This window comes from Ensifer sp. Root558 (assembly GCF_001427045.1).
GTDB classification, from domain to species: domain Bacteria; phylum Pseudomonadota; class Alphaproteobacteria; order Rhizobiales; family Rhizobiaceae; genus Ensifer; species Ensifer adhaerens.
On the sequence record NZ_LMGC01000020.1, the window covers coordinates 19,315 to 40,764 of the forward strand.

Annotated in this window: 11 protein-coding genes and 2 pseudogenes; 6 read left to right on the top strand and 7 right to left on the bottom strand. The window is 57.8% G+C overall.

Features of this window, described 5'->3' with window-relative positions:
* Positions 1-3: 3 nt before the first annotated feature.
* The 3 genes and pseudogenes from ASD63_RS19390 to ASD63_RS19400 all read left to right on the top strand — a co-directional run bounded on the left by ASD63_RS19390 (position 4) and on the right by ASD63_RS19400 (position 6,462).
* Positions 4-3,182, top strand: a pseudogene (locus tag ASD63_RS19390) (glycosyltransferase).
* Entirely contained in the window at positions 3,179-5,494 is a 2,316-nt protein-coding gene (locus tag ASD63_RS19395) for a glycosyltransferase family 4 protein (RefSeq protein ID WP_060529766.1), read from the top strand. Before ASD63_RS19390 ends, ASD63_RS19395 begins: the two are co-directional and overlap by 4 nt.
* 86 nt (positions 5,495-5,580) lie before the next feature.
* Positions 5,581-6,462 carry a DUF72 domain-containing protein gene (locus tag ASD63_RS19400; protein ID WP_060529767.1) on the top strand — a complete coding sequence of 294 codons (882 nt, stop codon included), beginning with the start codon at positions 5,581-5,583 and terminating at the stop codon, positions 6,460-6,462.
* Between the two features lie 800 nt (positions 6,463-7,262).
* Here the strand turns inward: ASD63_RS19400 and ASD63_RS19405 are convergent.
* Together ASD63_RS19405 and ASD63_RS19410 are read right to left on the bottom strand one after the other, a co-directional pair.
* Positions 7,263-8,288: a YihY/virulence factor BrkB family protein gene (locus tag ASD63_RS19405; protein WP_210339146.1), complete on the bottom strand. Its 1,026-nt coding sequence runs from the start codon at positions 8,286-8,288 to the stop codon at positions 7,263-7,265.
* Between the two features lie 20 nt (positions 8,289-8,308).
* Positions 8,309-8,599 (bottom strand): hypothetical protein, encoded by a 291-nt coding sequence (locus ASD63_RS19410; protein ID WP_034800005.1) that lies wholly within the window; start codon positions 8,597-8,599, stop codon positions 8,309-8,311.
* 608 nt (positions 8,600-9,207) lie between these two features.
* Between ASD63_RS19410 and ASD63_RS19415 the strand changes: the two genes are divergently transcribed.
* Positions 9,208-10,074, top strand: coding sequence for an alpha/beta hydrolase (locus ASD63_RS19415; protein WP_034800006.1), 867 nt, complete (start codon positions 9,208-9,210; stop codon positions 10,072-10,074).
* A 94-nt stretch (positions 10,075-10,168) separates the two neighbouring features.
* Positions 10,169-10,398 (top strand): annotated as a pseudogene (locus ASD63_RS36810) (CsbD family protein).
* A gap of 330 nt (positions 10,399-10,728) precedes the next feature.
* Here the strand turns inward: ASD63_RS36810 and ASD63_RS19420 are convergent.
* From ASD63_RS19420 to ASD63_RS19440, 5 genes are all read right to left on the bottom strand, one after another.
* A complete protein-coding gene (locus ASD63_RS19420; RefSeq protein WP_060529768.1) occupies positions 10,729-10,983 on the bottom strand; it encodes a hypothetical protein in 255 nt (84 codons plus the stop codon).
* Between the two features lie 423 nt (positions 10,984-11,406).
* Positions 11,407-13,080, bottom strand: coding sequence for a response regulator (locus ASD63_RS19425; RefSeq protein WP_060520799.1), 1,674 nt, complete (start codon positions 13,078-13,080; stop codon positions 11,407-11,409).
* Positions 13,081-13,090: 10 nt separating this feature from the next.
* Entirely contained in the window at positions 13,091-18,556 is a 5,466-nt protein-coding gene (locus ASD63_RS19430) for a HAMP domain-containing protein (RefSeq protein ID WP_034800011.1), read from the bottom strand.
* A 297-nt stretch (positions 18,557-18,853) separates the two neighbouring features.
* Positions 18,854-19,300 carry a hypothetical protein gene (locus tag ASD63_RS19435; RefSeq protein ID WP_034800012.1) on the bottom strand — a complete coding sequence of 149 codons (447 nt, stop codon included), beginning with the start codon at positions 19,298-19,300 and terminating at the stop codon, positions 18,854-18,856.
* Between the two features lie 44 nt (positions 19,301-19,344).
* Complete coding sequence (locus ASD63_RS19440; protein ID WP_034800013.1) at positions 19,345-19,704, bottom strand: hypothetical protein; 360 nt, start codon at positions 19,702-19,704, stop codon at positions 19,345-19,347.
* A gap of 1,311 nt (positions 19,705-21,015) precedes the next feature.
* On the opposite strand from ASD63_RS19440, the gene ASD63_RS19450 reads away from it, so the two are divergent.
* Entirely contained in the window at positions 21,016-21,351 is a 336-nt protein-coding gene (locus tag ASD63_RS19450; protein WP_234798844.1) for a hypothetical protein, read from the top strand.
* Positions 21,352-21,450 lie beyond the last annotated feature (99 nt).

Consider the following 21,450-nt stretch of genomic DNA (forward strand, 5'->3'; position numbering starts at 1 on the left):
CTCATGAAGCCAAAACAAAAGCTCGTCATTGCGACCGATAGCTGCGATGCATCGGGCATGGGTGCCCACATGCTTATTCTCGGCGAGGGGTTGAGCGAACACTTTGAAGTTACGATGGTGTTGCCGCGAGGATGCGAGGGCAACCTTGCTTCGAAAGCCTTCGCACTCGGCTTGGCGGTCAAAGAGTTCGACGACATCGCCGAGTGCGGCTTGTGGCTGAAATCGGTCGATGCCGATCTTATTCATGTTCACGCAGGCATCGGCTGGGAAGGCCATGGGCTCGCACACGCCGGAAAAGTCGCAGGTGTTCCGGTTATCAGAACGGAGCATTTGCCGTTTCTCCTCACCGAAGGAGAACAGAAGGCGGCGTTCTTCGAGGGCCTTGGCTTCGTCGAGCGACTGGTTGTCGTCTCCCCCGCGGCGCGGTCGACTTTCCCCAATGAGAGCGTCGATCCAAACAAGATCAAGGTTGTCCGAAACGGAATTCCACCGCTTCGCGATGGCATCGAGGCGCGGTCTGAGTGGGGTTCCCAACGATCAAACACCCTTATATCGATCGCGCGCTTCACACGGCAGAAGGACCACCTGACCTTGGTCAGGGCGATGCCTCGCGTCCTGCAACAATTCCCCAATGCTGTGCTGCTACTGGTGGGTACGGGTCCTGAAGTCGGCAATGTGAAGGATTTGGTCGCAGAGCTCGGACTTGAACGCGCTGTGTTGTTTGCAGGGCAGCGCAACGACATAGCCTCGCTGCTGGCATCGGCGGACGTTTTCGTTCTCTCATCGCTGTTCGAAGGGCTGCCGCTGGCGGTTCTTGAGGCGATGTCGGTGGGGGTCCCTGTCGTTGCGACTGCGATCGGAGGCACGATTGACGCTCTTGGAGACGAGCATCCCTTCCTTGTGGAGCCCAGCAATCCGGAAGGGCTTGCTGAGGGGATTATCTCCGTCCTAGCCGATCCGGCAGGGGCAGCTCGCACGGGAGAGGCGCAGCGACGAAGGTTCAAGCAACAATTCACCGCAGCCCGGATGGTCGAGGAGACCGCAGAAATCTACCGATCCGTTCTCCATTCAGCGATCGCCAACGAAAGAGAGCATCGAACCATGAAACGCACGCGCATCGGTTTTATTGGAGTGGGCGGGATCGCGTCCCGCCATCTCGATATTTTGGCGGAATTCGACGACGTGCAACTCGTAGGCTTTGCCGATCCCGGCATCGAACGGGCCCAGCATGCGGCAGGCCGATTTGGCGCCAGAGCCTTTACTTCCTCTGCCCAGATGCTGGGCGAACTGGAACTGGATGCCGCCTATATCTGTGTCCCCCCATTTGCGCATGGCGATGTCGAGCGAGAGCTCATTTCGGCTCGGATTCCATTTTTTGTCGAGAAGCCAATCAGCCTGCATCTCGATCTTGCCAGAGAGCTCGCCGCGAGCATTGCTGCGGCCGGCCTGATTACCGCGGTGGGCTATCACTGGCGATACCTCGACACCGTCGAGGAAGCGCGCCGATGCCTGGCTGAGAACCCTGCACAACTTGTTTCGGGCTACTGGCTCGATCAGACTCCACCCCCGAAGTGGTGGTGGAAAAAGGAGACATCAGGCGGGCAAACCGTCGAACAGACGACCCATATCGTCGATCTCGCCCGTTATCTTGTCGGCGATATCGTCCGGGTATTCGGCCAGACGACGCATAGAAAAAGGGATGACTTTCCTGATCTCGATGTTGCCACTTCGAGCACGGCCAGCTTTTTATTCGCAACAGGTGCGATCGGAAACATTGCGTCCACGTGTGCCTTGAAGTGGGGGCATCACATGGGATTGAACCTCTTTGCCGATGGCTTGGCGATTGAACTGACAGACCATGACATCATGGTGGATGTCGGGGCGGGGAGGCCGGTGCGCCGGGCCGACGGAGACCCGGTGCGGCTGGAGGATCGCGACTTCGTCGATGCGGTGCGGGGCCGCGAAAATCGCATTCGTTGCCCTTACCATGAGGCGCTCGCGACCCACCGCATTGCTTTAGCTCTGAGCAAGTCTGCCGAAACCGGTCAGCCGATCGACCTCCACAACTTTTAGGAATTGTGCCGATGTTCAGCCGCACCATAAGATCCCTCGGCGTCGAGCGCCCTGGCAAAATGTACTTCCTGGAATATGAGGAAGAGGCGCCAGCCGACGGTCACGTACAGCTCGACACACTCTTTACCGGGTTTTCGGCCGGGACCGAGTTAACGTTCCTCAAAAACACTAATCCCTACTTTCATTCGCGCTTCGACCGCGAGCGGGGGGTTTTCATAGCGAACGAACCTGACCTGTCATATCCCGTTCCCTTTCTAGGCTACATGGAGGTGGCGCGGGTCGCAGACACAAACGCCGCCGGCTACGCAACAAACGATATCGTCGCTGCAACCTACGCCCACAAGACCGGCCATGTAGCCGACCCGTTTTGCGACCTTCTCGTCCCACTTCCCACCACGATCGATCCGCTGCTTGGCATCTTCGTCGCACAAATGGGCCCGATAGCTGCCAATGGCATTCTCCATGCCGATGCCGATGCGTTCGGAACGGCACTGCCCTTCCTGGGGTGCGGTGTCGTCGGTCGACGCGTATTGGTTATCGGAGCTGGGACCGTGGGCTTGCTCACAGCGCTCTTTGCCAAGACCCTTGGCGCTTGCCAGGTCGTCGTCGCGGATCCGTCACAGTTCCGCCGAGAAAAGGCAGAGGCGATGGGCATTCAGGCAATGTCAGAGGAACACGCCTGGCAACACGCGAAGACGCACTGGCACGACGGCGCTGCAAGCCGCGGAGCCGATATCGTGTTTCAGACCCGGGCCCATTCGGAAAGCCTTAACGTCGCACTCAAGGCCGTACGACCCCAGGGGAGCGTGATTGACCTGGCATTTTATCAGGGTGGAGCTGACAGGCTGAGATTGGGTGAGGAGTTCCACCACAATGGCCTTAACATACGCTGCGCGCAGATCAATCGTGTTCCACGCGGTCTTTCATCGCATTGGAGCCAACGCCGGCTTGCGGGCGAAACAATCGACCTGTTGGCCCGTGAGGGCGAACTGATCAAACAGCACATGATCACCCATGTGATCCCCTTCGAGGATGCTCCGGAGTTTCTTTCGGATCTGCTGCAGCGGAGGTTTGAGTTCTTGCAGATCGTCTTCAAGGTGGGACCATGACGGGATCATGCCGCCCCAAGACCGTCCTCTTCGTCTTCGGCTGGTTGGTGGTGGGAGGAGAGGAAACCGAGGTTCGTCTTCTTGCGGCCAATATCGACCGTTCGCGCTACAAAATCGATGTGGTCGCATGTTTGCACAAGGACGGCATGCCCGCGCAGACGCATCAGCAGCTGCGGGCTTTGGGCATCGAAGTGGACACTGCGCCCTATTCTATGTCGCTCGAAGAGACCGTTGCCTATCTCGCCGACAAAATTCCTTCTTATGACGTGGTGGTTTCATGTCAGAATGTTGCAGACATTTACCCGGCACTTGAACGGCTGCACATTCGCCCGCCGTTGATCGAGCATGGTGGCCTGGTCCTGGAAGCTTTGAGCGGACCGAAACATTTGACCAGTCGCTATGTGGGTGTCTGTCGCTCCATTCGCGACGCCGCCGCGTCTCGAATGCCTGGGCGGGAATGTGATGCCCGAGAGATCCCATCGATGGTCGATCTCAAGGAGTTCGAGCCGAGCCGGCGGTCTGCAACGCGCCGGCAACTCGGCATCTACGACGACACGATCCTGGTCGGCTGGGTAGGGCGTCTTGATGCAAAAAAGAATGTCGAGACCTTCATCGAGGCGGCCGCGATTATTCACGCACAAGATCACACCATGCGCTTTGTGATCGTGGGAGGACCAGATGCATTCATGCCCGAATATGCGCAGCATCTGAAGGCTCTGTGTAGCAAGCTTGGATTGGATGCCGTCTTGAGCTTCCTGGGTGACCGGGTCGACGTCGCGGACCTGCTTGCAGCGTTCGACGTGTTCGTCTGGCTTTCGCGGGATGAGGGCATGCCCCATGTCATTTCTGAGGCTGGGGCCGCCTGCCTTCCGGTCATTGCAACGGCCGACAACGGTTCACGACAACAGATCAAACACGGCCTTTCTGGTTATTTTGTCGGACATAACGATCCACTAGCAGTGGCAGAGGCCGTCACAATGCTTGCCGGATCGCCGGAGTTGCGCGCCAGCTTCGGTCTACAGTTGCGTTTGCATGTAGAGAAGACTTACAGCGTCGAAGCGGTGGTTCCGCAGTGGCAGGCGCTTTTTGACGAAGTCCTTGAGGAAAGGACGCCGTGCGCTCCGACCGGACTGTTCCAGTCTTTCTTCCAAGGAGGCTTTGAATGTTCTACCCACCGCGTCCGACCAAGGGATGGGGTGGGCCGGGGTCGGCGCCTGGATATGATAGCCTCGATAAAACACGAACAATATGCGGAAAATGATTACCGTCAGCTGGCGAGCCATCATATCCGCAGCGTACGGGATGGTTTTCGCTGGCATCTGGTCGAGCAACTGCCCGGAACATATGACTGGAGCAGTGTTTTACCGTTAATGCGCGCAGCGCGCACCACCGGAACGCAGGTCATCTGGGATCTTATGCACTACGGCTGGCCCGATGATATCGATATATGGTCGCCTGAATTTGTGAGACGGTTTGCGCGTTTTGCGGGGGCTGCCGCAAAACTCCTGCGAAGCGAAATCGCCGCCCCGCCGTTCTTCGTGCCTGTCAACGAAATCTCTTTCTTTTCATGGGCGGGTGGAGATGCTGCTTACCTCAACCCTTGGGCAGGGCGCAGGGGCTTTGAGCTCAAGGTGCAGCTTGCGCGCGCCTCGATCGCGGCGATGGATGCTATTCTTGAGGTCGAGCCTCGGGCCCGATTTGTCCACTGCGAGCCGGCCATCAATGTTTTGGCCGATCCCGAGCGACCAGGCGATCGACTTGCTGCTGAAGGCCATCGATTGGCACAATACCAAGCCTGGGACATGATTTCGGGACGCTTGTGGCCCCAGTTGGGAGGCGCGGAAAAGTATCTCGATATCATCGGCGTCAACTACTACCACAACAACCAGTGGATCCACGGCGGCCCGACGATCGACGTCGAACACCCTCTCTACAAACCATTGCGCAAAATTCTTGTCGAAACCTACGCTCGATATGGCAGGCCAATGCTGATCGCAGAGACGGGTACTGAAGGCGATCGCCGGTCCGATTGGCTGGCATATGTCGGCGAAGAAGTCAGGGCTGCTATGATGTGGGGAGTGCCTATAGAGGCAGTATGTCTTTATCCTATTGCCAATCATGCGGGCTGGGATGACGGTCGCCCTTGCGACAATGGCCTTTTGTCAGCTGAACCAACGCCACCTCTTCGCAATGTTTACAGGCCGTTGGCGGATCAGTTGTTCCATCAGGTCAAAACGATCGAGGCATTTCTTCAAGAAATTGCAAACAAACATGATGCTCCGCCCCGGAGTTCGCGTGCTTCACGGATGTAATGGCGCGAAGGTGGATAGGTGTTTGGAAAGCAGGGACCAAATCCCGTCTCGAGACTTTCTGACCAGGGAAAACGGCGGATCGTCAGATGGTGGAGCGCTCTTCGGAAGAACTTGCAGAACGTCGCGCCCGTCGCGCGCAGCGCCGACAGAGGCAGCGGCTTGCGAATATAGGCCGGGCCGAAAAGATGCATGCGTTGAGATTGGCGCTCGGGACGAATGGAGGCGCGCTCACCATTCCGCGGGGCCTGTTACACGGCCTCCATATCGGCTGCTCGGGTTGGTACTATTGGCACTGGAAAGGACAGCTCTATCCGGCAGATATTCCTTCGAACAAGTGGTTTTCCATCTATGCCCAGCAGTTCCAAACGGTGGAGCTCAATGCGCCCTTTTATTCATGGCCGACGATCGCCGCGGTGAGGAATTGGCTGCGACAAGCAGGACCGAATTTTGTTTACACGGTCAAAGTCTGTGAGCTCATTACCCACGTCAGGCGCTTCGACGACACCAGCACCTTGGTCAAGGACTTTGGCTACATAGCCGACGTTCTCGGCCCCCAGATGGGCTGCTTTCTGTTTCAATTGCCTCCAAGCGTCCGTTACTCCGCCGAGATGTTGCACACCATACTGGCTCAGCTTGACCCTTCCCGTCGAAACGTTGTGGAGTTCCGCCACAAGAGTTGGTGGAATGACGACGTCTTCGACGCTTTTGAGAAAAATGGAACTATTTTCTGCTCCTGCAGTGGCCCTCGGCTGCCCGACGCCCTCGTGAAGACTTGCGATGACATCTATGTGCGGTTTCACGGGCCATATCAATGGTATAGGCACGATTACAGTGACGCCGAACTGAGGATATGGGCGGAACGCATCCGCCGAAGCGGAGCGAAAACGGTCTGGGCTTACTTCAACAATGATCGTGATGGTCATGCGATCAAGAATGCCAAGCGCCTGTCGGAGCTGCTGCTCGAGTAGACCCCCTTTGATCAGATTTTGCCTATAGCCCTATCTGGCTTGCCATCTCTATCGGAAACATTGGAGGGCCGCTGTGCGACCCCCCTTCACGATCTGGGACTATATGGCCTGTATTTTGGGGTCGAGCGGTGAGCTCCACCAGGACCTCCCGCCCGCGGCCTCCGACAATTGCCGTTCGTAGCAATGAGGCAGTTGACCGCCCCTGCGGGCATTCACTCAGCGCCTGAGATCGGCGCCGGGAAGGAGCTTGATCAAAGTGGCACGACGGAGAAGGCCCACAAAAGAGCGAGGTTCGCAGATGCGCCAGGATCTACTGAGAGGCGCGCCGCGGCGGCTTGCGTTTGCCGGGTATGCGCTAGTGCATCGGCCTCACGAAGCAGGAGTTTGCGAACTCTCGGACTTGCTCGCAGACCGGCCGCGGAAATCGAAGGGCACAGCTAACCCGACGTTGGGCGGAACCGGCCATTCGGCTTCGTGTCGGAGCAACGGCAGGATCCCTAACCACGGTTCACCCTGGACTTGTGCACGCGCTTCCCGGAGGGCGGATGACCTGGGAGATCGCGCATTCATAGCGATGAGCGAACGCGATGTGCCGCGGCTTGAGGTTTCGTCGAAGTGCGAACGCCGAGCGCACTGGTGTCGGTGTCACTATAACGGAGCTGAGCACGCGCCACAACGTCGGTCGTTGGAGCGTTTCTTGCTGACGGTGCGCACACCCGACCTTCAGAGTGATCGGCTCATTCGGGTCTGCAGATCCCCGCCTCGGAGAGCGGTGCGCGAACCGACGTGGCTTTACGCGCCTAGTCGGCAGCTTTGCCGAGTGTGTCAGCAACGTAGGCGCCGCGTTCACCCATCGGGAGGGGTATACCGGTGGTGGAGTCGACGACTGTCTGGTGTTCGAGCTCCGCGTTAATCAGAGCACCTATGATGAGGATAACCGTCGAAATCCATACCCACATCATGAAACCCACTAGCGCGCCGAGAGCGCCGTAAGTCGCGTTGTAGTTCGCGAAATTCTGCAAATAGAAGGAAAAGAGCCATGAGGCGGCGAGCCACATAAACGTGCTGAATAGGACACCCCAATTGAGCCACCGTAGCTTCGCCCGCTCGCGGCTCGGCCCGTACCGGTAGATCGAGGCCGTGCCGATAGCGACGAGGAAGAGGATCATCGGCCACCGCACCGTCCTCGTCAGGATTTCAGTCCACCGATCGAGCCACAGATACGCCAGCAAGGCGGGAATGACGCCGATTGCCACGATCAGGACCACCGCAAAAAGCAACCCGGCGAACGTGAATGCGAGACAAAGCAGCGTCCGGGTGACGAATGTCCTCTTCTCAGTTTCGCCATAGGCGACGTTCATGGCATCAAAAAGCGCCGAAATGCCATTGGCAGAACTCCAGAGCGAGATGAACAGGCCGCTGACGAAACCGAAACTAAGCGTTGTCGTCTTCTGGGATGTCAAAGATTTCAACTGGTCCGAAATCAAAGCGTAAGACCCGGGTGGCAACAGATCGTCCAGCACGCTCATATGGGTTCCGATGTCGATGGGATCGGCGATGAAGCCGTAAAAGGACACGAGGGCAGCAAGAGCGGGAAAGAGTGCCAACAGAAGATAGAAACTCACCCCCGCCGCGATCAGGAAAACACGCTCCTCGAACATTTCTGAAACAACACGCCAAAAGACATCGCGAATGCCTTTCGGCGGTATCTCTTCAGGCGTTGAAGCATTTCGCCCCCTGCCCGGTTCCACGGCTTCCCTTGACTTCGTCACATCGACCTCTTGCCGCTTAAAAGTTATCGCCTCTGCGATTTCTTCATCCGTCAATCTACGGATGCCAAGCCCCCTTAATCGTCATCGAAAAAATCAAATGTCTGCCTGCGTCGGGAGACAAGACGAAGAGAGCGATCCGGCTGAATGACATAGATCTCAGAAACGCGCCGACCGAATTGGTCTCGAAACTCGTGTGGCACGATGCTGCCCACAGGTGCTTTCGTCAGCTTGGTGCGAGGCTGGCCGCGATAGGTGATGCTACCGGGTATCGGTTCTAAGTTTGGCGAGAAGCCGTAAGTCGCGACGCCGGCGGTGCATCCGCCGAGCGAAACGCTGACAATGACCGCGGCAACTGAATTCCGCATCGTCTTTTTCCTTGATCTGGGCAGGCGGGCATCATCGCTCGACTGGCATTGGCCGCAAATCCGATAAGCGCGCTAAAAGACGGAAAGTTCCAATCGGCCCCGGACAAGTATCCCAAGCCTATGTGATGGAGTCCTCGCGCGCCGCTTTTTGATTCGTTGATTCCCATAATTGGCTCCTCTCTCAGGCCAAAACCGGCGAGAAGCTTGAACGTTCCGCAGGGCGCTCGTCGCTTTCGCCCCCAAGCGGACGCTTCCGCGCTTGTCGAGCGTAACTGCTGGAAGGGTCTCATGCCGCCGCTATCCCTCCGTGTGGCTTTCTTCGACCATTGACGGGCGAGAATTCGCCAAAAGCGCCGAAGTAAAATTCCCACGTTGCGCCGACGGGAGACACAAATGGACGAAGTCCTGCGGACGTGATGATGGCCAGAATGGGCGGCGTGACAGGGCGTCGGACGTGTTCCGAATGCTAACCCGTGGGGCCCACGATTTGTTGGGGGAGGCAGACACTCGGTTGGAACTATCGGACTTTGCTAGAGTTTCTTCGGTTACTAACCGATCTGCGGCCCGGATATAATGCAAAACGGCCCCATGGCACTCGTGGCACTACCATGTTCGAGGGCTTCAAACTTGAAACGATACCTGTAACAGCTGGCCAGCTGCGGGTGCGACATGGCGGAAGCGGTCCGCCTGTTCTATTGCTTCACGGCCACCCCCGGACCCACGTCACCTGGTGGAAGGTGGCGGAGCGGCTGGCAGACACCTTTCGGGTTATCTGTCCAGATCTGCCGGGATTTGGTCAATCCTATGTTCCGCAGGATACGCCTGACCACTCCGGCTCGTCGAAACGGGCCAAGGCTGCCGCATGCGTCGAGCTGATGGGGGCGCTTGGACATACTCAATTTGCCGTTGTCGGGCATGATCGTGGCGCCTACACCGCGTTTCGGCTCGCAATGGATCATCCCGACAGCGTCACGCACCTGGTCGTACTCGACGCTGTTCCAATCCTGGAAGCTCTCGAACGAACTGGTGAGCAGTTTGCGAGAAAATGGTGGCATTGGTTTTTCTTTGCCGTCCCTGATAAGCCGGAACGCGCAATCCTTGCCGATCCGGATGCGTGGTACGGCGGCGAAATGGAACCAATGGGTCAGGCTGCCTATGAGGACTTCCGAGCCGCCACCCGCAATCCTTCCGTTGTTCACGGTATGCTTGAAGACTACCGGGCTGGGCTGGGTGTCGATAGGCAACACGACCTCGCCGATCGGCGGGCCGGCCGGTTGATCGAGTGCCCGATGTTGTGTCTATGGTCCAGGTTGGACGACCTCGCGGATCTCTACGATGATGTTCTGGCGGTGTGGACCCCCTGGGCAACGAACCTCGAGGGCCACTCCATCAGTTCAGGCCATCATATGGCTGAGGAAGCACCCGAGGAATTGTCGAAGGCACTTGCTCGCTTCCTAAGCCAAATCGAAATCTAGTCCTCTTCTGCAGCCTCACACCCGCCAGCCATCCCGCGAAGCGAAGCGGCCGTTATGTCGATCACCCTCCTCAAACCCCAATCTGGACGAACCGGTGAACAAAGGAGCCGCCAGGCGTTTCGCCGCCGGATCGCATGAAGGTAACTGCAAGCAATTCAAGGGAAAAATCAAGGAAAGTAGGGCAAACTCACCGACGACGATCTTGATCAAGTAAGGGGAAAAACAAGATCAGCTAGAAGTGAAGATTCAGGAAGCCTTACGGCCTCGAGAAGGATCGCGTCCGGCAAGAACATCGACGACTGGTATGGCCGGCAAACCTGGTGACGTTGTCTGCCCGCCTTGGCGGGGCGGACTATTTTGATTTAGGAGCGGCGGGAACCATTTGGAGCGAAGCTTTCCGCGTCCGGCACCAGATCAGAGGTTGAGGGGGCAGCTTAAAAGACCGCGTGGCACGAAGGCGACGTGGGCATTTTGAGACCCTCCGACTCCCTCGAGGGCCTCAAGTTTTTTTGAGGTGGCTGCAGCGCTCGCGCCGCTGGAGTCGAGCGAAAAGGAAGGGCAACCACTCCAATGCTCCGATATATTGCATCAACACTCCGTCTGGGCATGCAACAGGGCCGGTTTGAAAAGGGAGCCTCCGAATCCGCTCACCCATCACATCGGGTCATTGCCTTTCATCGCATTCGACATGTGCGTTTTGCATTTGTCGCTGTCGTTTGATGCAAGCGCGTCCTTTGCCATGGCGAGTTCTTTGTTGGCGTAGTCCTTCTTCATCTCGTCTTTGATGCTCTTTACGTCCTTCTCGAGCTTTGACATGTTCGATTGGTCACACACGATATCCGATAGGGCAAATGCGGGAGGCGTCGCTGCAACAAACAGCGCAGCTGCCGTTAACATTGCTTTTAGCATCGTGAATCTCCTCTTGATCCAGTAGATGTCGGACGAACCATCGAGCCAAACTCCCGTTCCTTTGTCAAAGTACACATCGTCGTGATCGAGATGTGAGCTTGCAGAAAGCCGCTCTCTGAGGTGACGCCTGAGCTCAGTCTGCCGCCGGCAGGTTCCGCGTGAAAGATTTCGCAGCGATCGTCTCCCCCCCACGCCACCCGCAGCTTCTTTGATTATCGTCAGCTGGAAATGTTGAAGTGGCTTTGCACGCGCGAGCTATGGATAGAGGCTGTCGCCTAGCGGCGTTCGGAAACGGTCATCCAAGCCGACGCGGCGGACCAGACATCGGCTGTGTCCTTCCCTTTTGGCCGTCTACTACTTCAACAGCCGCGAGAATTCCGAACGCTTCATCATTGCTGCGATGTTCAGCACGTGACGAAGTTCTCAAGCGGCTGTGGCCCGGTGGGCCACCGCGCGTCCGATCGTTGTTTGTAGTTCTTCCTGCGTAAACGGCTTTGTCATTCTCAAGAGCGCCTGAAGTCCCTCGTCGTCGGGCAACTCAGAATATCCCGAAGCAAGGATCACTGGGAGACCCGGATAGGACGAGAAAATCAAACGTGCCAGCTCCGCACCCGTCATGCCTGGCATCGCCTGGTCGCTGATAACGAGATCGAACGTATGTCCCGATCCAAGGATCTCGAGTGCGGTGGCTGCCGAAGATGCCTCCACAACGGTATGGCCGAGATCCTCCAGCATAGCGGCTGTCCCCATACTGACGAGAACATCGTCGTCGACTACAAGTACCCTCAAAGGACTTTGGACTTGGGAAACCTCGAGCGCGGTGGTTTCCAAGGGCGTGCTCGCCGGCACGGAATCTTCGGCGACGGGCAACCAAAGCGCGACGGTAGTGCCTTCGTCCTTTCTACTCGAAAGGCTCAACGCACCGCCGGATTGAGCTGCAAGGCCGTGGACCATCGACAAGCCGAGCCCCGTCCCTTTTCCCTGCCCCTTGGTGGTAAAAAATGGCTCGGTCGCGCGCGCCACAGTGGCCTCGTCCATGCCTTCACCGCTGTCCGAAACCGTTATTCGCACGTAGCGACCCGGCTTGAGGTTAACGGGCATCGATGTTAAATCCTCCTCAGCCGACACGACAAGCGTGCCGCCACCTACCATCGCATCGCGAGCGTTCACGAACAGGTTGAGCAAGGCAAGCTCGAGCTGGTTGCGATCGACGAGCAACGGCGGAAGAGATGCGGGAATGTGTTTTCGCACGTCGATGCCGGGGCCAAGAGCGCGGACGAGTATGTCTTCAATGTTTTGAAAAAGATCGAGGAAATCGATCGGTTGAGGTTTCAGTTCCTGACGACGGGCGAACGCCAGCAAGCGTTGGGTCAATGCGGCACCACGCTCGGCCGCCTGGATCGAGTTTTCGACCAGCCGCTCGCTCTTACCTCCCTGAGGGAGCTGCTTCTTCAAAAGCTTCAAACTGCCGAGGATCGCCATCAGCAGGTTGTTGAAGTCATGAGCAACACCGCCAGTCAATTGACCCACGGTGTCGAGCTTTTGCGCTTCGAACAGTTGCGCAAGCGCTGCCTCTCGTTCGCGCGTCCTCTGTTCGATGCGCTGTTCGAGTTCCTCATTGAGCTGCCGGAGTTCGGTCGCAGACGCCTCCAGCTCGGCTGTGCGCTCGCGGACTCGGTTCTCGAGTTCCGCATTGAGACGTTCGAGCTCGCGGGTCTTGCGGTAGAGATCCGCAAAGACCCTAACCTTGGCACGTAGGACATCCGGTACGATCGGGACCGAGACATAATCGACGGCGCCAGCGGCGTAACCGCGCAATCGGTCGGGTTCCGCCATCATGACGGCCGACACGAAGATGATCGCCGTGTTTTGGTATCGCGGATGCTCGCGGATCATGCTGACGAGTTCGAACCCGTCCTGTTCCGGCATGCACACATCGACCAGGATTACCGCGATGTCGCTTCGAAGAAGATGCTCCAGAGCTTCCCGTCCGGATTGCGCCTTCAGGAGATTTTCACCCAGATCCTGGAGGACCACTTCGTAACTCAGCAATTTCGTCGGTTGATCATCGACAAGAAGAATGTTGACAGGATTCATGCCCAAACCCTCAACGATGAAGCCACATACGAAGAGCTGCCAGCAGTTGCTCCGTATTGACCGGCTTTGCAAGGTAATCCGAAGCGCCTGCCTCCAGGCATTTCTCGCGATCTCCCTTCATCGCCTTGGCCGTGAGCGCAAGGATGGGCAGCCTGCGGAATTTCGAATCCGATCGAATGACCTGCATGGTTTCATAGCCGTCCATCCCGGGCATCATGATATCCATGAGAACGATGGCAACGCCTGGTTCGTTTTGAAGGACCTCGATGGCTTCGCTGCCGGTCGTCGCTGTCAGCACCCGCATACCCCGCCGTTCCAGCACGCTGCTTAGCGCAAAAATATTACGCGCATCGTCATCGACGAGCAACACGGCCTCCCCGAGCAGATCCTCATCCGAACTGTGCAGCTCTTCGAGCATGGTTTGCTTCGCCGCGGGCATGTCAGCTACCACCCGATGGAGGAACAACGCGGTTTCGTCGAGGAGTCTTTCCGGCGATTCCACCCCCTTCACGACGACGCTGCGCGCCATGGAGTGTAGTCGTGCGTCTTCCTCCGGAGAGAGTTCTCGCCCCGTGAATACGACAACCGGCACTTCAACGATGTCATCGTCGTCCCGAATCTTCTCCAGAACCTCAAAGCCGGTCATGTCGGGGAGCGTCAGGTCTAGAACCACACAGTCGATGGGATCGTTACGGAGGGCGACCAGAGCCTCCGCACCGGACCCCACGCTCGCAATGTCGATGTCATGGTCACCAAGGAGTGCGGTGACGCTCAGGCGCTCGGCCTCGTTGTCTTCGACGAGAAGGAGGCGTTTGCGACGGGGCTCGGCGTAGTTTCTTAATCGCGAAAAAGCCTTGCCCACGCTATGTGCGGTGGTGGGCTTGGTCATGAACGCGAAGGCACCTCGCGCGAGGCCGTGCTGCCGGTCTTCATCGAGACTGATGATCTGGACCGGGATGTGTCGTGTTGCCGCGCTCTGCTTCAAATGGCTCAGTACGGTCCATCCGAGCATGTCCGGCAAGAAGATGTCGAGCGATATCGCGGCGGGTTTGAACTCATGGGCGAGATCCAATGCGTCGCTACCGCGGCTGGCGACCAGGACCTTGAAGCCGTTGTCACGGGCAAGGTCGACAAGAACCCGCGCATAGTGAGCGTCGTCTTCGATGATCAGAAGAACAACGTCGCCGGGTTCAATCACGTCGCGATCGTCATCCATCTGTTCAGCCACTTTCTCGCCGCGCCATGCGGCTGCAGCCTCCGCCAGTTGCACCACATTGGTTGGAGCGGGAACAGATTTGAGCGCCGTCGACGCACCGACATATGTCAGCGGTAGAAAGAGCGTGAAGGTGCTGCCGATCCCGGGGGTGCTGCGCAACTGAATTTCTCCGCCAAGGAGGTTTGCTAGTTCTCGACTAATGGCGAGACCGAGCCCGGTGCCGCCGTATTTGCGGCTGGTCGAAGCATCAGCCTGCTGAAATGCCTCGAAGATAATGCGTTGCTTCTCCGGCAAAATGCCGATCCCGGTGTCAGACACTTCGAACGCGATCACTGAGGGAGCGTGTTGGAGCGAGGGGTGATCCGAAGACCAGCCCTCCGTTGCCGCGGTCACCCGTAGCGTCACGCCGCCCTCTGCGGTGAACTTGAACGCGTTCGACAGCAGGTTCTTGAGGATCTGCTGCAATCGCTTGGAGTCTGTGATGACGCTTCTGGGAACGTCGTCGCCGATCTCCACCAAATAGCTGAGGTTGCGGTTTTCGGCCTCGTGGCGGAATGGCCTCGACATCATCTCCAGCAGGTTGTTGATGAATATCTCCTCAGCATCGACCGAAACCGTCCCGGACTCGATCTTCGAAAGGTCCAAGATATCGCTGATGAGGTTGAGGAGATCGGTGCCGGCTCCGTGAATTGTCTTGGCGAACTCCACCTGCTTACCCGACAGATTTCCGTCGGGATTGTCGCTTAGTTGCTGACCCAGAATGAGGATCGAGTTTAGCGGCGTCCGCAGCTCGTGGGACATGTTGGCAAGGAACTCGGATTTGTATTTCGATGTCAGTGCAAGTTCGGTCGCTTTTTCTTCCAGAGCCCGGCGGGCTTGCTCGATTTCCTGGTTCTTGCCTTCGACCTCGACGTTTCGCTCTTCGAGCTGCTGTGCTTTTTGTTCAAGTTGCTCGTTGGTCTGCTGCAACTCTCTCTGTTGGGTTTGAAGTTCCGTTGCCAGCTGCTGCGATTGCTTCAACAGTCCCTCTGTCTGCATGTTCGCTTCAATCGAGTTGAGCACAATCCCGATCGATGTCGTCAGCTGGTCCAGGAACGACAACTGCAGGTCTGTAAAATCGCCAGCCGAGGCTAATTCGATGACTGCCTTGACCTGACCCTCGAATTGAACGGGCAGCACAATCGCGCTCTTGGGAAGTGCGGAAAACACGCCTGAACTGATCGGAACGACGTTGTCCGGCAGATTGGTAATGAGAATACGGCGTGCATCGCTCGCGCATTGTCCGATTAACCCCTGACCAAAATCCAGACGCGCCGGGTGGGTAGCATCGATCCCGTGGGCATAAGTCGACAAAAGCGAAAGTGTCGACCGGCGCTCGTCGCTATCAACCTTATAGATGACGCCCTGGTGTGCGCCGACCAGCGCTGCGAGCTCGGACAGCAGCATCCGCCCGACCAATGTCAGGTCGCGCTGCCCCTGCAACATATTGGTAAACCGGGCCAGGTTAGTCTTAAGCCAGTCTTGCTCGGTGTTGCGCTCCGTCGTGAGCCTTAGGTTGCCGATCATCGTGTTGATGTTGTCTTTCAACTCGGCCACCTCGCCGCGGGCCTCGACTTGGATTGAACGCGTCAGGTCACCTTTCGTCACAGCCGTCGCCACCTCAGCGATCGCTCTGACCTGCGTCGTCAGGTTTGCCGCGAGCAAGTTGACGTTGCCTGTGAGGTCTTTCCAGGTCCCGGCGGCGCCAGGAACGTTTGCCTGCCCGCCGAGCCGGCCCTCGACACCCACTTCGCGCGCCACGCTCGTGACCTGGTCGGCGAAGGTTGCAAGCGTACCCGTCATGTTGTTGATCGTCTCGGCAAGAGCGGCAACTTCGCCTTTGGAGGCAACCGTCAGGTTCTGCTTGAGGTCCCCGTTTGCAACAGCAGTCACCACCTTCACGATACCACGAACTTGCTCAGTCAGATTGGCAGCCATGACGTTTACCGTGTCGGTCAAGTCCTTCCAGGTTCCAGCGACACCCGGCACCTGCGCCTGTCCGCCGAGCTTTCCCTCGGTACCCACTTCGCGGGCCACACGCGTCACTTCGCCTGCAAAGGCGTTGAGCTGATCGACCATCGTGTTGATGGTGTTTTTGAGTTCGAGGATTTCCCCTTTGACGTCGACCGTGATCTTTCGGGAGAGATCACCGCGCGCGACAGCCGTGGTGACTTCGGCGATGTTGCGCACCTGGGTCGTCAGGTTGGCCGCAAGCAGATTGACGTTGTCGGTCAGATCTTTCCATGTGCCGGCGACACCGGGAACAACAGCCTGGCCACCCAGTCGGCCATCGGTACCGACCTCGCGCGCCACACGGGTCACCTCCCCCGCGAACGAGCGCAGCTGATCGACCATCGTGTTGAGCGTGTCCTTCAGGAGCAAGATTTCGCCGCGGACATCGACGGTGATCTTGCGCGACAAATCGCCGTTGGCAATCGCGGTCGCGACCTCGGCGATGTTGCGGACCTGGTCCGTCAGGTTGCCGGCCATCGAGTTGACGCTATCGGTCAAGTCCTTCCAGGTGCCCGCGACACCGGAGACCTGCGCCTGCCCCCCAAGCTTGCCCTCCGTCCCGACCTCGCGCGCCACGCGTGTAACCTCGCCGGCAAAGGCATTGAGCTGATCGACCATCGTATTGATGGTATTCTTGAGCTCTAGGATTTCGCCTTTGACGTCGACGGTGATCTTGCGCGAAAGATCGCCCCTTGCCACGGCCGTCGTGACTTCGGCAATGTTTCGCACCTGGCCCGTCAGGTTCGATGCCATGAAGTTCACATTTTCAGTGAGATCCTTCCAGGTGCCAGCAACGCCTGGAACCTGTGCTTGACCGCCAAGCTTGCCCTCGGTACCGACTTCGCGGGCGACGCGAGTAACTTCGGAAGCGAAACGGTTCAACTGGTCCACCATGGTGTTGAGCGTTTCTTTCAGTTGAAGGATCTCGCCTTTCACGTCGACGGTAATCTTGCGTGAAAGGTCGCCGTTGGCGATGGCGGTCGACACCTCGGCGATGTTTCGAACCTGAGCCGTGAGGTTACCAGCCATGGAATTCACACTGTCGGTCAAGTCCTTCCACGTGCCGGCAACGCCTGGGACTTGTGCTTGCCCGCCCAGACGCCCCTCGGTACCAACCTCACGGGCGACGCGCGTTACCTCCCCTGCAAAGCCATTCAGCTGGTCGACCATCGTATTGATGGTTTCCTTGAGCTCAAGGATTTCTCCCGACACGTCGACAGTGATCTTGCGCGAGAGATCTCCTCGGGCAACCGCGGTCGTGACCTGTGCAATGTTTCGAACCTGGGCCGTTAGATTGCCGCACATGGCGTTGACGGAGTCCGTCAAGTCCTTCCAGGTCCCGGCAACGCCTGGCACGAGCGCTTGGCCGCCGAGCTTTCCTTCCGTTCCCACTTCGCGTGCAACACGCGTTACCTCCGAGGCGAAAGAGCGAAGCTGATCCACCATCGTGTTTATGGCCTCTTTCAACTGCAAGATTTCGCCGCGGACATCGACGGTGATCTTTTTCGACAGATCGCCGTTGGCAACCGCGATCGTAACCTCGGCGATATTGCGCACCTGTGCCGTCAGGTTTGACGCCATCGAGTTGACGCTTTCGGTGAGGTCCTTCCAGACGCCGGTGACTTCAGGGACCTGCGCCTGGCCGCCGAGCTTGCCATCAGTGCCGACTTCACGGGCGACGCGCGTGACTTCCGAGGTGAATACGCTGAGCTGTTTGATCATCGTATTGACGATATTCGCGGATCTTAAAAACTCCCCCTTGAGGAGGCGACCATCGACGTCGAGCGGAACGGTCTGCAAAAGATCGCCTTTGGCGACTGCGGCAATCGTACGGGTTACGGCAGCCGTGGGCCATACGAGATCATCGATCAGCGTATTGATGGAGTCTTCCATATCGGACCAGGACCCGTCGGAAAGCCCGAAGCGGACTCGGGTGCTTGTGCGTCCGTCGCGCCCCACCACTTGACCAACGTGCGCTAGCTGCTGAGCCATCTTCTGGTTGGCGGCGACCAGGTCGTTGAAGGTATCGGCTATCTTTCCTGTGATACCATCCAGGTCAAGCCTCATCCTGACCGAGAAGTCTCCTCGCTTCATCGCGAGCAGTGCTTCGAACAAGGCGCGTGCGTCTTCGCCCGCCATGATTGCCGGGTCCAGAGGATCGACTGAGCCCATATTGTCACGCCGGACATCGCCACTTTGTCTTCCCACCTTGGTGTTCTCCGTTGAGGCAAGATAGATCTAGCGCTCGACCCACAAATTGCCATGGGCACCGCGCGGCTTGTTGGAACGCTCTGGTCCAATGGGACGCGATGCCTTCGACGAAGAAAAGCCAAGTTGCACAAAGCAGAAGAGGCGGGGGACATCCCGGTCAATGCCGGGCCACTTGTCTCGGCCCCCTTCTCAACATCAATGGGTGGAATGCAGACAGTACAAGGCGGTGGAAATTGTCTCCCCCGACCCAAGGTTGGTCGTAAGATGTTGGCGACGGTAACGGATTACATGATTCTACTCCTGAGTCGGCCGGATGTTGCCGACCGAGATCGCACCGGAAAGTACGCCCCTCCTGAGATCCGATCTTCCTCTTTCAATCTCGACCACGCTGTAAAGTTTTTCGGATCGAAACGCACTTGCCTGCAGCGTCGTTACGTCCTCCGCAGGAGCCGCGTCGACCTCCATGAAATCCAGCTCGCCGCCGGCCGCCACAACCCGGGCATCCCCGGCAGTGCGCGCAGCCACCACAACCACGCCGTGCGATGGAGCGTTTGCCCAGCGGGGATCATTTGCCTCCGCAATGGGAACAAGCCGGTAGACGTTGAGGGTTTCGACCGCTTCACCAGTCGCAACAACTCGCGCGTCCGCCATTTGCGCCTGGCTTTCGAGCGAGCGTCCGAACGTGGTTCCAGGTGCTGTTGGCTGGCTATTTCTGTCATCCGTTCCATTGTCGTTCGACATAGGATCCTCCCGATGTATTCACCGTGGCCTTTTGCCTGTAGGGATCAGATTCTGCCGTCACGTCGAGCCGTAAGCAACGGTAGGATCGCTGCACCCGGTGCTCCGGGACGAAAGTGTTGAACCACGCGGGCGAGTACGAGCGTTGTCGCCGCCGCTATGACGATCCTCAACCACAGATGGACGTCCCGGCGCGATGGAACGTCCAACCCCTCTGTTTTCGCGTGAATTGGCACCAGCCGCGCCTGCAATTGAGCGAGCTCTCGGCGCAATTCTGCGATCTGCTCCTGTGGGGAAGGGGAGGCTTCCGGCACCTGCTCGTCTGCAGGGCTTTCTTCCTCGAGCTCAGCCAGATGTTCTTGCAACTGCGCGAGGTTTTCAAACCCCTTTGCTTTGATATTTACCATTGCAACTTCTCCATCGGAACGAACTTGGCGGCCGGCCATCAGTGAAACCCGCACGAGAGACGGTGGTTCCGTCCAAATGTGAAAAGACACCTGCGCTCGTTCAAGGGTTGATAGAGTTCATCGCGCCAGACGCCGGGAGGAGTTCAGGTGGCGAATTGCTTGCAAGCCTGGGCAAGGCAGTTCATAGGCGATGAGCCTGTGGTTAGAGGGCCCCCCGCGAGAGGATTGTTACGTAACCTGGGTGAAGCGCGCGCAACGACGTCGGCTGCACGGATCTTCAGGAGTTTCCGATCCTGCGGCAACGGCTCCATGTCACGCCTTTTTGCCTGGCCGACGACGTACCCTCCGTATGAAATTCCCAGGAACATTTTGAAAGGCCGAAGGTTTGCGCGCCAGTGATAGCGAATGCAGGTCCTTGCACTTCGCTGCCTGGTCGCTCCGTCAGATACGAGGTCCGAGATCATGACATACATTGCATCCCCAAGGACTGCGAAGGGCACGTTGGAGAGGTCGGCCGACTGTTACCAGTGCTTCTCGTCCATTCTTTCAGCTCATGAAGGGCGGGACAGTTGGCGAGACTTTGAAACCGAATTGGTCGCCGCGGCCGTCGAGGCTGGATGGGAAGAAGATGAGGTTCGCGCAGCTTTGAAGAGATTTCGCTCGGCCGATGAGGCCGCGAGCGCGAGTTCAGCAATGCCTGACGCCGAACAAAAGTCGTCCTCCGAGGCGCTCTCGGCTCAAGGGCCGAGGGATGAACAACCCGAGGGCAACGAGTCTGCGCGAGGGCTTCAAGAGAGTGCCCAACGAGAGGAGCGCCGGATTGAACTCCAAAAAGGAAGCCCCCTGGCAAAAGGGGAGGAACGTTTCGAGGAGCGTTCGCGAAGCTCCGACGGCAAAAGCGCGGGAGAGAAACAAGACCCTAAGGCATGAGGTGTCGCGATACGGGCGGGATCGTGCAAATCCCTTGTTGGCTCACCCTCACCTGTTCAATGTGGAAGCCTGCAAGCACGGACGCATGTCGAGCGGTATGAAAAGACTTACCACCACAAGCATCGCTGCGGCCAAGCAGGAGGCGATTGAAGCCGCGGGAGTTGCAGCCGATACTGTTTCCGCAGGCGCCTTTCTCGGTCCTGGTGGTTGAACGCGGTGCTTTGCAGGGTGGGTTGGCGGCGTCCAACGAAACACGGCAATGACTTTACGCGAAGAGTGAGAGCAGTGGTCCGCAAGCATTTCTGATCCTACGAGGGGCAGGTCATTGACGATGACTGTGGCTTTTTATCTCGCTGGAAGAAACCACCTGGCAATTAGAGGATGGGACTGCTCGAAATCAAGGAACCGAACATGCATCTTATCCAGATCTTACTGCCTCTCAAACGACGGGATGGGCAACCGTTCGGTTCCCAAATGTTCGATACCGTTCGGCAACAACTTGCGGAGGCCTTCGGCGGCATAACGTTTTACAGGAATGCTCCCGCGGAAGGAAATTGGGTATCCGGAGCTGAAATGGAGCGTGATCAGATCGTTGTGGCGGAAGTAATGACAGAAAACCTCGACCAGCTATGGTGGCGGGTTTATCGCCATGAATTGGAGTGCGCGTTTGGCCAGCAAGAGATTGTCATTCGAGCGTTGCCGATCAAGCGGCTTTAAGTGACCTGCCACTGAACTTTCATCCAGCTGCGACTAAAGTCCCCGCGGTTCTGAATACGCCAAGTGGCGCGGTGGGAGCAACCGGCGGAAACGCGAAGC